General features: G+C 51.2%; 13 protein-coding genes. All 13 read left to right on the top strand.

The window, feature by feature from the left end:
- Positions 1–384: 384 nt before the first annotated feature.
- The 13 genes from thrS to RB297_RS25520 all read left to right on the top strand — a co-directional run bounded on the left by thrS (position 385) and on the right by RB297_RS25520 (position 15558).
- Entirely contained in the window at positions 385–2322 is a 1938-nt protein-coding gene (thrS, locus tag RB297_RS25580) for a threonine--tRNA ligase (RefSeq protein WP_192570758.1), read from the top strand.
- A gap of 105 nt (positions 2323–2427) precedes the next feature.
- The gene (locus RB297_RS25575) at positions 2428–3174 is read left to right on the top strand and encodes a 3D domain-containing protein (RefSeq protein WP_009594309.1); all 747 of its coding nucleotides are present in this window, start codon (positions 2428–2430) and stop codon (positions 3172–3174) included.
- A 132-nt stretch (positions 3175–3306) separates the two neighbouring features.
- Positions 3307–3507, top strand: a complete 201-nt coding sequence (locus RB297_RS25570) for a hypothetical protein (protein WP_009594314.1) — start codon at positions 3307–3309, stop codon at positions 3505–3507.
- A gap of 199 nt (positions 3508–3706) precedes the next feature.
- Entirely contained in the window at positions 3707–4813 is a 1107-nt protein-coding gene (gene liaF / locus RB297_RS25565; protein WP_375121751.1) for a cell wall-active antibiotics response protein LiaF, read from the top strand.
- A gap of 5 nt (positions 4814–4818) precedes the next feature.
- Positions 4819–5901 (top strand): sensor histidine kinase, encoded by a 1083-nt coding sequence (locus RB297_RS25560; protein WP_375121750.1) that lies wholly within the window; start codon positions 4819–4821, stop codon positions 5899–5901.
- A 19-nt stretch (positions 5902–5920) separates the two neighbouring features.
- Positions 5921–6574, top strand: coding sequence for a response regulator (locus tag RB297_RS25555; protein ID WP_009594299.1), 654 nt, complete (start codon positions 5921–5923; stop codon positions 6572–6574).
- 162 nt (positions 6575–6736) lie between these two features.
- On the top strand, positions 6737–8395 hold the full coding sequence (locus RB297_RS25550; RefSeq protein ID WP_375121749.1) for a S1C family serine protease: 1659 nt from the start codon (positions 6737–6739) through the stop codon (positions 8393–8395).
- A 130-nt stretch (positions 8396–8525) separates the two neighbouring features.
- Positions 8526–9212, top strand: a complete 687-nt coding sequence (locus tag RB297_RS25545) for a response regulator transcription factor (protein WP_009594308.1) — start codon at positions 8526–8528, stop codon at positions 9210–9212.
- Position 9213: 1 nt separating this feature from the next.
- Positions 9214–10671 (top strand): sensor histidine kinase, encoded by a 1458-nt coding sequence (locus RB297_RS25540; RefSeq protein WP_096776408.1) that lies wholly within the window; start codon positions 9214–9216, stop codon positions 10669–10671.
- A gap of 52 nt (positions 10672–10723) precedes the next feature.
- Complete coding sequence (locus RB297_RS25535) at positions 10724–11674, top strand: 4-hydroxy-3-methylbut-2-enyl diphosphate reductase (RefSeq protein WP_096776699.1); 951 nt, start codon at positions 10724–10726, stop codon at positions 11672–11674.
- Positions 11675–11923: 249 nt separating this feature from the next.
- Entirely contained in the window at positions 11924–12880 is a 957-nt protein-coding gene (locus tag RB297_RS25530; RefSeq protein WP_009594311.1) for an ABC transporter permease, read from the top strand.
- A 31-nt stretch (positions 12881–12911) separates the two neighbouring features.
- Complete coding sequence (locus RB297_RS25525; RefSeq protein WP_009594306.1) at positions 12912–13808, top strand: carbohydrate ABC transporter permease; 897 nt, start codon at positions 12912–12914, stop codon at positions 13806–13808.
- Between the two features lie 79 nt (positions 13809–13887).
- Positions 13888–15558, top strand: coding sequence for an extracellular solute-binding protein (locus RB297_RS25520; protein WP_015737115.1), 1671 nt, complete (start codon positions 13888–13890; stop codon positions 15556–15558).
- The last annotated feature ends 73 nt before the right edge of the window (positions 15559–15631 follow it).

The raw sequence follows: 15631 nt of genomic DNA, 5'->3' as shown, positions 1-15631 counted from the left end.
GACCGCTCAGAGAGAGGAAACCTCGGCTGCAATTTCCTCCGGTTCGCCATTGATTTACCCCTTTGTAGCTGTGTCGTCGAACCCGCAAGTCATCAAGAATGCGGATGAGTAGGCTTCACCGGTTCATGACCGTTACTCAATGCTGATGAAGGATCTTAATCGATTATGTACCGGGTACATAAGAGGATGGAGAGATCGAATTAGGGTGGAACCACGGGTATAACACTCGTCCCTTCGCGGGACGGGTGTTTTTTGCATGTTCCGGTATCCTTCGCTGAAGTCCAGGCGGGCTTGTGAACAGCCCAAGGCCTTGCTTCACCGGGAGACTAACGCGTCCTTCATATATGGAAGAAACGTGAAAACTTTTTTGGGGAGGAATACAAGGTGGCTATTAGCATTAAACTGCCTGACGGCTCCGTACGGGAGTATGAGGCCGGCAGCAATATCGAGGATGTGGCTGCGTCGATCAGCAGCGGACTGAGAAAGAATGCCGTTGCGGGAAAAATGGACGGGATCGTCGTGGATTTATCCACTCCGCTTCAGGACGGAGCGCTGATCGAAATCGTTACGCAGGATACGCCCGAAGGGCTTGAGGTGATGCGCCACAGTACAGCGCATTTGCTGGCTCAGGCAACCAAGCGTTTGTATGGACAGAAAGAAGTCAAGCTTGGCGTGGGGCCGGTCATCGAAGACGGCTTCTATTACGACATGGACCTGGAAGAGCCTTTGAATCCGGAGGATCTGCAGAAGATCGAGAAGGAAATGGAACGCATTATCGGCGAGAATCTGCCGATCGTCCGCAAGGAAGTGAGCCGTGCGGAAGCGCTGCGCATTTTCGGCGAGCTTGGCGATCCATACAAACTGGAGCTGATCAACGCCCTGCCGGAGGACAGCATCATTACGATTTACGAGCAGGGCGAATTCTTCGACCTTTGCCGTGGACCGCACGTCCCTTCAACCGGCAAAATCAAGGTGTTCAAGCTGATGAACGTGGCAGGCGCATACTGGCGCGGCGACAGCAAGAACAAAATGCTTCAGCGTGTTTACGGTACGGCGTTTGTGAAAAAAGCGCAGCTCGACGAGCATCTTCGCCTGCTGGAGGAAGCCAAAAAGCGCGACCATCGCAAACTGGGCAAGGAATTGCAAATGTTTACGTTCTCTCAGCTCGTTGGACAAGGCTTGCCGATCTGGCTGCCTAACGGAGCGAAGCTGCGCCGTACCCTGGAGCGTTATATCGTGGACATGGAGGAACGCCTGGGTTACCAGCACGTGTACACCCCTGTACTCGGAAACGTGGAGCTGTACAAAACCTCCGGTCACTGGGAGCACTATCAGGAGGACATGTTCCCGAAAATGGAAATGGACAACGAGGAGCTTGTTCTGCGTCCGATGAACTGCCCTCACCATATGATGGTATATAAGAGCGATATGCACAGCTACCGGGATCTGCCGATCCGCATTGCGGAGCTTGGCATGCAGCACCGCTACGAGATGTCCGGCGCGCTGACCGGCCTGCATCGCGTGCGCGCGATGACGCTGAACGACTCGCATATTTTCTGCCGTCCGGATCAGATCAAGGAAGAGTTTGCCCGGGTCATTCAGCTGATCATGACGGTCTACAAGGACTTCGGCATTCACGACTATCGCTTCCGTCTGTCTTACCGGGATCCGCAGGATACCGAGAAGTACTTCCAGAACGACGAAATGTGGGAAATGTCCCAGCGCATGCTGCGTGAAGTAGTGGAGAGCCTGGACATGCCGTTCTATGAAGCGGAAGGCGAAGCTGCCTTCTACGGACCGAAGCTTGACGTTCAGATCCGCACGGCACTGGGCAAGGAAGAAACGCTGTCCACGGTCCAGCTCGACTTCCTGCTGCCTGAGCGCTTTGAGCTGGAATATGTCGGCGACGATGGCCAGAAGCACCGTCCTGTCGTAATCCACCGCGGGATTCTGGGCACCATGGAACGCTTTACGGCATTCTTGCTTGAGAATTTTGCAGGGGCGCTGCCGTTGTGGCTTTCCCCGGTACAGGTCAAAGTCATTCCGGTATCCAACGCCTTTGAAGACTACGCGAAGGAAGTGGCCGAGAAGCTTCAATTCGCCGGTATTTCCGTAGAGCCGGATCTTCGCAACGAGAAGCTGGGCTACAAGATTCGCGAAGCACAGCTCGAGAAGATTCCATACATGTTCATCGTTGGCGAGAACGAGAAAAATGCCGGAGCGGTTTCCGTCCGCAAGCGCGGCGAAGGGGACATCGGGGCCCAGCCGCTGGACGAAATCATCCTCAAGCTGCGTGAAGAAATTAACACCCATGCGGTTTAGTTTAGCCGTAAAAGATAAGTAACCGAGGAAACATGCAGACCTCTGCCATGACGTATATTCTATTCGGGAAGTGGGAACCCTCGCTAGTAAGGGGGAGGTATTCACATGATCCAATGGAAAACATGGCAGAGGTTTTTTGCTGGTTTTATTTTATCAGCCATCTTGTTCAGCGCAGGCTCTACGGCAGTAGAGGCCCGCAATTTGATTCTAAGCGAATCCTACGAATCGACGGACACCCGAAATGTGTATGATCCATCAGAGGAAATACATGGCTCCGATTACGTTGAAATGTCTCGCTTCTATGCGCTGCGCGTGGTAGGTTTTAGTGATATGAATAGATATTTGGAGGTTCCAAGTACGGGGCCGAAGACCAGCGAGCCCGGCAAGAAACGCGAGTCCATGCCGGTGCTTGCCCCGAGGGAGGACCAGGTGCTGCATACGGTGAAGGTAACCGCTACGGGATACACGGCAGGTTACGAGTCGACCGGGAAGAAGCCGGGACATCCCCAGTATGGAATCACCTACTCCGGGGTGAAGGTCAAGCGGGATCGAAATACGCTGTCTACGATTGCCGCGGATCCTGATGTATTTCCGCTCGGCAGCATTCTCTATATCCCCGGCTATGGTTATGGAATCGTAGCGGATATCGGGTCAGCCATCAAGGGCCAGAAGATTGACCTCTATTTCTCCACCACCAAGCAGGTGTTTAAGGAGTGGGGGAAAAAGGACGTTGAGGTGCAGGTCATTAAAACCGGAAGCGGCAAATGCACGGAAGCCATGCTGAGAACCTTGGAGGACGCGATTGAGACCTATCGTTTCCTGCCTTCATCCGTGCTGGAGGAAGCCATTTAGGGTAATTTTGCTGCGCGTCTTTGGCAGTAAACATTTAAGAATAATGACACCCTGTTCATCACATACTACTTTTCGGGGGCCAAACCCCTGAAGAGGATGATGGTATCGCAAATGAACAGGGAGGTGAATATTGTGGCTAAAAAGAACAAGGTGCAAGAGAACTTTAAAACACCTAACGAAAAGTTTAACGCTGAGTTTGCTGAAGAGACCAGCATCGCCAGCAACCCAAAAGGCAACTCCAAAGTACAGGAGAACTACAAAAAACCGAACGAGAAGTTTGACGCTGAGTTTGGCGATCTGAACACACCAGGGGACCATTCTGCAAACCGTTAAGGTGTAGATGTCAACGCCCGTTCGTGCAGCAATAAGACCTCCGCTTAAAGCGGAGGTCTTTTATTATGGAATCATATCCATTTATATCCAGGAACTCGGTCTCGAGACTGAGATCAACTTCATTCCACCGCCGCTAACCCGTTCATCGCAATATGTTGTACACTGTAATTAAGAAAAAATAGAACTGGAAGGCTAGGGGATGACCATGAGTAGAAAAGGATGGAGCCAGCTTAGCAACGGATTGCTGCTCATCGGCATTGGTGTGGTGTTTCTTCTCAATCAGCTCGATATTATACATGTGGACCTTGGTTATATATTCTCGACATTTTGGCCGGTGTTCATCATCTGGTTCGGGCTGCAAAGCTTGATTTATGCCCGTGGCGGAGCATTGTGGGGCTCGATCGTACCGATCGTGATCGGATCGTACTTTCTCGGAAGAAATCTGGACATGGTCCATTTCTCTTTCGGCGATTTGATCAAATACGCGATTCCGATCATCCTGATCGGGTACGGATTGCAGGTTATTTTCAAACCGAAGGATCATACGCCGCCGCCATCACCGCCAAGTCCGGATGATTTCGGCTCGCATCGTCGGGACGATTACGATATCCCGGAGCCGCCTGAAGCGCGTCCGCTGGAATCCTCCCTGGACGAAGAATTCGAGCGAAGATTCGGCAAGCCAGACAAGGCTGACAAGGCTTATGAAGAGCCGGAGTTCGAATCAAGAGACTCGCACGATTCAAGCAAAGGGTACCGCTGGCAGGGACAGCAGCATGAGCGCTCGCGCCAGGAACGTCCGGATCGCAGCAAGTTCAGAGTTCATGTGGATTTTGACGATAACGGCAAAAGCTACGGCGACGGATCGGAATATAAGGATGAACACCACCATCATCAACATCATCATCACCAATCTTGGCATAGCCATGATACGGTGAACAAGTCCTCTTTTATCGGGGACGTGCACATGGGGAAGGATTATTTCCAGCTGAAGCCGACGAATATTTCGCAGTTCATCGGTGATACGGTACTGGACCTGACCAAAGCTCAAATCCCTTACGGCGAAACGAAAATCAACATCTCGGCGTTTATCGGGGATGTCAAGGTGTTCGTTCCGAACGATTCGGACGTCGGCATTCATGTCACGACCAATTCCTTCATCGGCGATATGAAGGTGCTGGAGGAGTCCCGAAGCGGCTTTATGAGCAATGCCGGCCTGGAAAGCCCGCATTACAGGGAAGCGGGCAAGAAAATTCGAATTACCGTGAGCGTATTTATCGGTGACGTCAAAGTGAATAGGGTAGGTTAATCGTTATGATGGGGATATTGAAAAATACCAAATGGGTGATATTGTTTTATTTTCTGTTGATCGGAGCCGGAGTTGCTGTTTTCCTGTACACAGCAAACCAATCCGGCTACATACATATTGAAGATAACCGGCTGTGGGTGTATTACACGGTCGGTGTACTTCTGTTTACGGGGATTGCGGGATACATCGCGGGACAGCGCATCCAGCGGCCGCTGGATCTGCTTCATCTGAACATGCTGCAGGTTGCCAAAGGAAATCTGAACGTGCGGCTGCCTGCCATGGAAGACGGGTCTTTTGCCAGAGTATACGATGAGTTTAACGGGATGACGGAAGCGCTGGAGAAGAAAATGAAGCTGCTGCAGCGCCTCGGCGAGCAGGATGTCATTGAGAAGGAGATTGCCGCGGAAGCCGCGGTCCTCGAGGAACGGCGCCGGATGGCAAGGGATCTGCACGATACGGTCAGTCAGCAGCTGTTCGCGATCCACATGTCGGCTTCATCCCTCCCGGCGGTACTGAAGCGGAATCCGGAGCAGGGGGACAAAGTGCTCGGCCAGTTGATCGAAATGTCCCATGTGGCGCAGAAGCAGATGCGGGCGCTGATTGCGCAGCTTCGGCCCGTGGAGCTGGAAGGCAGAACCCTTGAAGAAGCACTGGAACGGTGGTTTCCGGATTACTGCCGCCAAAACGGCCTGAAGGGCATGAAGGATGTCGAGCTCTACGGCGGGGTGTCAGATGCCATTGAGCATCAGCTCTTCCTGATCATCCAGGAAGCGGTGGCTAATATCGTGAAGCATGCCGGTGCAGGCCTTGTCAGCATGTCGCTTCGCGAGGACCAGAAACGCGTGATTTTAAGCATCAGCGACGACGGTGTCGGCTTTGACGAGGTGGCAGGCAAGCAGGGATCGTACGGGCTGTCGACGATGCGCGAACGGGCCGAAAAGCTTGGCGGACAGGTCGATATTATAAGCAAGAAGGGCGCGGGAACGACGGTGCGAGTAAATATTCCGTTATTTGAGGCCGAGGGCAATACCGGAGCGGCGGAGGAAGAGAACAAGGATGAGGAAGTGCTGGCTGAGTCAGTGGAATAGAGAGGGGACAACAATCATTATGGGTACGATTCGGATATTGCTGGCTGATGATCATGATATGGTTCGCATGGGGTTAAAAACATATTTATCGTTGGATCCGGGGTTTGAAGTGATCGGAGAAGCAGCGAATGGCCAAGAGGTCGTCGATATGCTGAGAAACGGGGAGGAGGCCGACCGGCCGGATCTCATTCTAATGGACCTGATGATGCCGGTGATGAACGGGGCGGAGACCACGCGCGCGGTTATGTCCGAATTCCCAGATCAGAAGATCGTGATTCTGACCAGCTTTCTCGAAGACGAGCTTGTGGTCGAGTGTATTGAAGCGGGGGCAGTCAGCTACGTGCTTAAGACGGTTTCGGCTGACGAGCTCATTTACGCCCTTCAGGGAGCGTTCCGAGGCATGCCGGTCATGACTAAAGACGTCTCGGAAGCACTCACCAGGGGAATCCGCCGGCATATGGTGAACGGGGATGAATCCGGGCTTACCGAGCGGGAGAAGGAAGTGCTGCTCCTGATTGCCGAAGGCAAGAGCAACAAAGAGATCGGCGAAGAGCTGCATATCAGCATCAAGACGGTCAAAACCCATGTCAGCAATCTGCTGATGAAGTGCGAGCTGGAGGACCGTACGCAATTGGCGATTTATGCTCACCGGAAGGGCTGGGTCAAAATATAGCAATATGTTCTTTTGGTGAGGTATGACCGGGAAGCGTCCCGGTTTTCTTTTTATCTGCCTTTTAATTGTTTTTAAGGTACTATTAAGGTTTATAGTACACAATAAGAACAGTTAATCAATTAGACCACTTGGAAGCAAGTGATTTTAATAGGAGGTAGACCAATGGACGACCAAAGAAAGCGTTACGGGTATCCGGATGATGAGGGAATGAACAGCGAAGCGAATAACAATGAAGCAACGAGACGTGAGGAAGCATCCACGGAGAATTCTTCTTATTACTATTCTTACGGACCGTTCCAGTCCATATCGAATAACCGCGACGATGAGAAAACGGAACGGCCTTACCAGAGCCGGGAACCCCAGGAAGTGGAGGTTACCGCTCCGCAGCCCGTTAAACCGATTCCATCTTCCGGCTTCTCGCAGGCCCATTCCTCCGGAAGCCAGGGTGGCGGCGGGCCTGTGGATTCCATGAAAAGAAACAAAGAGTGGAACTACAGCCAGAAGCCCAAAAATTCCGTCAAGACCGTACTATTGTCTTTCTTGGCAGGCGTCCTCGTCATTTCGAGCCTGATGTTTGCCGCTGACCGAACGAATCTGTTTACGCCGGATGCGGCGTACTCATCGGAGCCAGCCCAAGAAACTTCGGCTAACGTCCAGGATAACGGCGGAGATAACGGCGGAGCTACTACCGCATCAGCGATGATTCCATCGAATCCTGGCGACGTATCGGCAGTGGTGGATCAGGCGAGTCCGGCCGTCGTGCTGATCGAGACGCTTGTAAACAGCAGCAATAGACAAAGCACGAATCCGAACATGAACGATCCGTTCTGGTACTTCTTCGGCGGCGGTCAATCCAGCCAGGAAGGCAATGGCGGAAACAGCGGAAACGGTGGAAGCAGCAACAACGGAGGTCAGGAATCCCAGCTTCAGCCTTCAGGCATCGGCTCGGGTTTCATCTTTGAGAAGTCGGGATACATCTTGACGAATGAGCATGTAATCCATGGCGCAGATGTGATCCAAGTGACGGTACAGGGTACCAAAAAGCCTTATGAAGCGAAGCTGCTCGGTTCCAGCTATGAGCTCGATTTAGCCGTTTTGAAAATCGAAGGGGCGGATTTCCCATCGGTACAGCTAGGTGACTCCGACTCGCTGAAGGTTGGTGAATGGCTTGTTGCCATCGGCAACCCGCACGGTTTTGAACACACGGTAACCGCTGGTGTACTTAGCTCGAAGGAACGCGAGATCGATATTCAAGGCACGAACGGCGAACAAGACCGCAATTATGAGCACCTTCTCCAGACCGATGCTTCGATTAATCCGGGCAACTCCGGCGGACCGCTCCTCAATCTGAAGGGCGAGGTTATCGGAATGAACGTAGCCGTCAGCGCGGAAGCGCAAGGGATCGGATTTGCGATTCCGTCCAGCACGATCAAGGAAGTCGTGGAATACCTGAAAAATAACGAGGAAGTGCCGAAAGAGCCGGTTCCGTTCATCGGGGCCAGCCTGGGAACGGTCACTCCGCAAATAGCCCAATCCTTGGGTACGGACGTGAAGGAAGGTTCTTACGTTGACAGCGTCGTGTTCCGTTCGCCGGCTTATGAAGCGGACCTGCGCCAATATGACATCATTGTGGGTGTGGATGGTACCAAGTATCCGACCGCGCAGGACCTGATTGAATTGATTCAATCGAAGAAGGTAGGAGACAAAATCACGTTGAATGTGGTGCGTAACGGCAAGAACATGGACTTAGCGCTGACGATCGGCGACAAGAACGATTTTGATCTAACCCAACAACAGCAGCAACAGCAACAGCAGCCGTAACCCTGGATAGGCGTGACAACAAGCGGAAGGGACCGTTCCCTTCCGCTTGTCTTGTCCTTGAAGCGACCGATATAATGGGATTGTAACGTCGTACTAAATATAACGCTAAGAAGATAGAGGAGATGCCGCTATGCGATCCCGGATTTTGATTGTAGATGATGATGAGAAGATTATTTCCATGCTGCGCAGAGGGCTTGCGTTTGAGGGCTATGACGTCCTGACCGCATCCAACGGAGCAGAAGGATTGAAAGTGATATTGAGTGAGGACCCGGATGTCGTCGTTCTGGACGTAATGATGCCTCAGGTCGATGGATTTGAAGCGCTGCGCAGACTCCGGGAGGGCGGAAGCACGATACCGGTGCTGATGCTGACGGCAAAGGATGAGGTGGAGAACCGGGTAAAGGGGCTGGACACCGGAGCGGATGATTATCTGGTCAAACCCTTTGCGCTGGAGGAGCTGCTAGCCCGCGTCCGGGCTTTGCTGCGCCGTAAAACCGGAGATGATACTTCTAACCACCGACTGACCTTCGAGGATCTCGTGATGGATACGGATGCGAGGGAAGTCATTCGCGGCGGGCAGAGACTGGAGCTCACTGCCAAGGAATTCGAGCTGCTGCATCTGTTTATGCAAAACCCGAAGCGGGTGCTGTCCCGCGATTTGATTATGGATAAAATATGGGGCTATGACTACAGCGGGGAGTCGAACGTGCTGGAGGTTTATATCGCCATGCTCCGGCAGAAGACCGAGGAACATGGAGGTAAACGGCTGATCCAGACGATCCGCGGAGCCGGCTATATTTTAAGAGGAGATAACTAGCATGTCCATTCGGTTAAGACTGACAGCATGGTATACCGGCATTTTGTTCGTGACACTGCTGATATTCAGCTCGGCGGTGTATGGCTTTGTCCATTTGTATACGTATGAGGAGTTAAAGCAGCGGTTGGTGCAGGAAGCCAATAAGATTGGTTACACGTCATCGTCTGTTGCCCTACTACCGGATCGCTCCTCGGCGATTAATGCGGAGGCAGCTGATTTATATGTACAGCTCTATACGTTCTATAACGGATCCATTTGGCGGTCAGGCAACATGGAGTTTAGCGGCTTGCAATTTGAGAGTCCGACCGTTGAAAGAGCATTAAGTATGACCAAGTCCGGAGAGTTTAAACGATTTTCGTTTAATGGGGCCTCCTTTCTTGTATACGAATCTCCTGTAGTTGAAACCAACTCCAGGAAATTATTCGGATGGCTTCAAATTGGTGTAAGTACACGCACCATCGAGCAAACCTTAGACCGGCTTCAATCCATCCTCATCATGGGCTCGGCAGCGACACTCGTGATCGCTTCAACCCTAGGATTATTCTTAGCCCGGAAATCCATGAAACCGATCGGCAAGGTCACGGAGGCAGCGGAGCAGATCCAAAAAGGCACCGACCTTAGCGTACGGATCGAATACGACGGGCCTCAGGACGAGATCGGTCAGTTAATCGGCACGTTTAACGGGATGCTTGAGAGGACGGAGAGCTTCTATAAAGAGCTTGAGGATGCCTATGCGGCGCAGCGGCGCTTCGTATCGGACGCTTCCCATGAACTTCGGACCCCGCTGACCACCATTCGGGGGAATGTGGATCTTCTGCAGAAAATGTGGACGGTAGCTCCCGGCGAGAGAGCGGATATGGACGAGGAAATGATCAAACAGATCTCGGTCGAAGCGGTAGGCGATATATCCGATGAAGCGAAGCGGATGAGCCGGCTGGTGAACGATATGCTGTCCCTGGCGCGGGCCGATACCGGCCAGACGTTTGAGCTGGACCCGGTGCCGCTCCAGCCGTTGGTTGAAGAGGTTGCACGGCGCGCTCATTTTCTGGAGAAAACCGCAGAATGGCATGTCGGAGAGCTGTCTGTCCTGAACGGTGTTTATGTGGAAGGAAATAAGGATTATTTACAGCAGATGCTGTTCATTTTTATCGAGAATGCGTTCAAGTACACGCCTGAGGGTGAGGTCAGCCTGGATGTTGTTCTGTACAAAGGTCAGGTGGGCTTGCGGATTTCGGATACGGGAATCGGTATGGATAAGGATGAGGTTCCGTTCATATTCGAACGATTCTACCGCGCGGATCAGTCGAGAGGCATCACGAGCGGAACCGGTCTCGGGCTGTCCATCGCCAAATGGATCATCGATGAGCATAAGGGCTCTGTCGAGGTCGTCACCCGAAGAGGGGAAGGCAGCACCTTTATCGTCTGGCTCCCCGTCGTCTTTGCTCCTCCCCTGGAATAGGGTATAATAGACTAGATCGCTTATGTATTACTACGGAAAGCAGGTGGGGATCATCGAAGTCTTGAAAATATCACCGAGAGGTTATTGTTACGGTGTCGTCGACGCCATGGTCTTGGCGCGTCAGGCGGCGCAGAATCTGGATCTTCCTCGGCCTATTTATATATTGGGCATGATTGTGCATAACAGTCATGTCACGCAATCCTTTGAGGACGAAGGCATCATTACCCTGGACGGTCCGAATCGGATGGAAATCCTGAGCCAGGTGGAGAGCGGGACCGTTATTTTTACCGCACACGGGGTCTCACCCGAAGTACGCAAGCTTGCGCGGGATAAAGGGCTGACCACGCTCGACGCCACTTGCCCGGATGTGACGAAAACCCATGATTTGATCCGGGATAAGGCAGCCGACGGATATGAGATCATTTACATCGGGAAGAAGGGGCATCCCGAGCCGGAAGGGGCGATCGGGATCGCACCGGAACACGTGCATTTGATCGAGAAGGAAGAAGAAATTGAACAGCTTCAGGTAAAAACATCCCGAATCATCATCACGAACCAGACCACGATGAGTCAATGGGACATCAAGCATATCATGAAGAGCTTGCTCGATAAATTCCCGGGAGCGGAGATTCATAATGAAATTTGTCTTGCAACGCAGGTGCGTCAGGAAGCGGTAGCCGAACAAGCCGGTCAGGCGGATTTAGTGATCGTGGTAGGAGATCCTCGCAGCAATAACTCGAACCGTCTTGCGCAGGTATCCGAAGAGATAGCAGGAGTACCGGCCCACCGTATTGGCGATGTGACGGAACTCAAGCGCGAATGGCTTGAAGGAGTAGGCAAAGTGGCAGTTACATCAGGGGCATCAACACCGACTCCGATCACGAAGGAAGTCATCGCCTATTTGGAACAGTATGAACATGATCAGCCGGAAACTTGGGAGATCAAGCGTACGGTGAATATGAGTAAATTGCTTCCGCCTGTTCGGGTGAAGAGCAAATCATAGTTAATGCCATCACAAGCTTATTTTTCAGACCCATCGCAATGATGTTTGCGGTGGGTCTTTTTACGTTTATGGAAAAGAATCGCACCCAGCGTTTCACCCTCGCAAACATTCCATGCCGTGTAAGCGTTTCATTCTCGATTGAATACTATCATTTTTCGTTGAATAGGCAAATGTTTATATTCGATCGTTTATTCTACAATGTTAGACATCAGGTAAACTTCATGGCATAGAACACACGGGGGGTTGGACATGGCGCAAATATCCGTAGAACAGGAACCTGTTCCGAAACGGAAGAAGGAAAGCTTATTGCTTCGCTTTGCTAAACAATGGGATATACAGTTAATGGTGCTTCCTGCACTGGCACTCGTTTTTGTGTTTAGCTACATACCGATGTACGGTATTTTAATGGCTTTCCAAGACTTTAACATTTTCAAGGGGATGGGCGACAGCCCGTGGGCCGGATTCAAGCATTTCGAAATGTTTTTTGAATCGCCGGAATTCATGACGGTCATGAGAAACACGATCGTCATCAGTTTGCTCAAGTTTCTTATTGGATTTCCGGCACCGATTCTGCTGGCGCTTATGCTGAACGAAGTTCGGCATATGTTCTTCAAGAGACTGGTGCAAACGGTCAGTTATCTTCCGCACTTTCTATCCTGGGTTATCGTCTCAGGCTTTGCGATTTCGCTCTTGTCAACGGATAACGGCAGCGTGAACATTTTGCTGCAGAAGCTGAATTTGATCGAAGAGCCGATCAACTTCCTGTCGCTACCGGAATATTTCTGGGGAATTCTCGTAACGACAGGGGTATGGAAAGAGATTGGATTTTCCTCCATCGTATACTTGGCGGCGGTTGCCGGGGTTGACCCGCACATGTATGAAGCTGCTGACATGGATGGCGCAAGCAAATTCAGGCAGATCTTCACGATTACGCTTCCATCGATCATGCCGGTCGTCGTTATTTTCATGATTCTTGCCATTGGTAACTTGCTGACTGCAGGCTTCGAAGACATCTTGCTCTTGGCTAAGAATCCGGTATTGCGAGAGGTATCCGACGTTATCGACACATATGTCTATCGAATAGGTATCGAAAACTCCCGATTCTCATATGCAACGGCCGTAGGCTTGTTTAAAGCGGTGATCAGCGTCATGCTTCTGACGATTGCCAACTTGATTGCACGCAAATCAGGAAACAGCTTATGGTAAGAGATCATTATGAGGAAGGGAGCGGGTAATAGTGGTACGTCTAGCATTTGGCGACAAAGTGATGATGGTCATCATTTATATCTTCTTGGCATTCTTGGCCTTTGTAACGTTTTATCCGTTTTGGAACGGACTAGTCATTTCATTTAACTCAGGTTCAGATACGGCAATGGGGGGCGTTACCTTCTGGCCCCGTGATTTTACGCTTGAGAATTACGGCATCGTGTTTCAGGATAACCGGTTGCTGAATGGTTTCAAGATTTCGGTGCTTCGTACCGTGATCGGAACGATTTCCTCCATACTGGTAACCTCCATCTTCGCTTACGGGATGACCAAGCGGGAGCTGATCGGCCGCAAATACTACATGATTATGTGTATCGTTACGATGTATTTCGGCGGCGGCTTGATCCCGACGTTCATGCTCGTTCGCGGTTTGGGGCTGATGGATTCCTTCTGGGTGTTCATTATCCCGAGTTTGGTAAGCGTGTGGAACATGATCATCTTCCGGACATTCTTCAACGGCCTCCCAAGCGGTCTTGAAGAGTCCGCCAAAATCGACGGCTGCGGCAACTGGGGCATTTTCTTTAAGATCATTCTGCCTCTGTCCGGTCCGGTCATCGCAACATTATCGTTGTTTACGGCGGTTTCCCATTGGAATGAATGGTTCTTGCCGAGTATCTACATCAATAACGAGAACTTGCTTCCGATTCAGACCATGCTTCGTCAAATATTGAACTCCAATATTATGTCTGAACAGATGAGCAACCTGGATTCCGCTTCGCAGGCGGTGCTCTCCCGGATGCAAAGCGTAACCTCCAAGTCGTTGTCCATGGCAACCATGATGGTGGCAACGCTTCCGATTATTATGGTGTATCCATTCGTACAGAAGCACTTCGTTAAAGGTGTTCTGGTAGGTTCCCTGAAAGAGTAGGGAAAACAATGCGTGTTGTTTGAAGCCTTAAGCTTTAGACATAAATATCAAGTGTAAAAACGAAAGGGGAAATTAGAGAATGAGGTTGAGAAAGAAATCGCTGACCACGTCCATGACGGCTTTGCTTGCGGCAGCGCTGATGCTTTCTGCATGCGGCGGCGGCGGTGGAACCAAGACTGCGGATCCGGCGCCTGCAGGCGAAAACGGAACCAGCACGCCTCCAACGGAGGCATCCGACAAGTTTGTGCTTGGCGAAACACCGCTTGAGTTCAGTTTCTACGGCCATTATAACGAGTACACCATGCCGCCATGGGGACAAGACGAATCTTCGAAATGGATTAAAGAGAACAAGAAGGTAACCGTCAACGCGATCCATTCGCAAGGTAACGCACAGCAAAAATTCAATACCATGATCGCATCCACGGAGCTTCCGGATGTGATGTGGATGGACCGTGGTCCGGACGTAGAGAAGCTGCGTCAAGCCGATATGCTCGTACCTTTCGATGAATATCTTGATAAATATCCTAACCTGAAAGAGTGGATGGGGGACGAAGGTCTGAACATGCTTCGCTCTCCGGACGGCAAGCTGTATCAGTTCCCGAACTGGTATACGAACCAACCGAACGGTAATGCAGGTTATGTTGTAAACAAGAAGATCTACAAAGAGCTTGGCGAGCCGAAGCTGGAAACGACGGATGATCTGTATGAATACCTGAAAGCCGTCAAAGCGAAATACGGCGATCAAGTGGTTCCTTATGAGCCGCACGTACAAGGTCAAGGTATCGAGGTGCTGTACTCTGCATTCGCAGAAAACGCTCTGACTCGTTGGATCAGCATCCGCGGTGTGCCTAACGGTGATAAGCTGACTTCGATCTTTACGGATCCGATTTTCCGCGAGTCGATGCAGTATTCCGCGAAGCTGTTCCGCGAGAAATTGATTTCTCAGGATGCCATGACCCAAACGGCTGACCAAGTCAAAGAAAAAGTGAACACGGGACGCGTTGCTGTGTATGCCGCTTCGAGCCCGACGGAAAATGCAATGAACGCCCACGCTGAATTGACGGCGAAGGATCCGGAAGCCGGTTACTTCATGATCTGGCCGATTCACAAGGAAGGCCTGGACAAGAACAAGATCTTCCCTGGTACTTATACGCAATTGGGTTGGAACGTAAGCGTCATTACGAAATCCGCTAAAGATCCCGAAGCGATTTTCGCATTCTTGGATTGGTACACTGGTCCTGAAGGCCAAAGCGTTCTCATGTGGGGGCCTCCAGGAGGATATTGGGACGGATTTGAAGAGGATGGCGTAACACCGAAGTTTACCGAGAAATATGTAACGGATGCTGCCGGTCTCGGCAAGCTGCAAGCCATCACAACGAATCTTCACTGGAATGGTAACACCGTGTTTGTTGATACAGCGAAAGCGAAATACGAGAGCACGTTGCCGGAAGAGCAGCGCAACTGGTCCACTCGCTGGCAATATGAAGTCACTTGGAAAACTCAAGCCAACGCTACGGAGTACATTAACCTCGATCCGGCTCCGGACAGCGAGGAAGGAATTATTCGTCAACGCGTAGAAGATATTTTTACGGAATCCAGAGCGAAAGCCCTGTATGCGAAGGATGATGCCGAAGTATTGGCAATCCTCGACAAGGCTGAAGCCGATGCTCAAGCTGCAGGATACGATAAGCTGCTTGCATTCAAAACAACGAAATGGCAAGAAAACGTTGCCAAAATGAAAGGCCAATAATTAATTTTTGCTTAAACCAAGAAGGGTATGCTGCTTATGCAGTATACCCTTATCGGAATTTATGGGGGAGATG

Origin of the sequence: Paenibacillus sp. CR_12 (assembly GCF_041953985.1) — a bacterium.
Taxonomy (GTDB): Bacteria; Bacillota; Bacilli; order Paenibacillales; family Paenibacillaceae; genus Paenibacillus_AQ; species Paenibacillus_AQ lautus_A.
The sequence above is the reverse complement of the archived record's forward strand: the minus strand, read 5'-3'. Positions and strand labels throughout refer to the sequence as shown.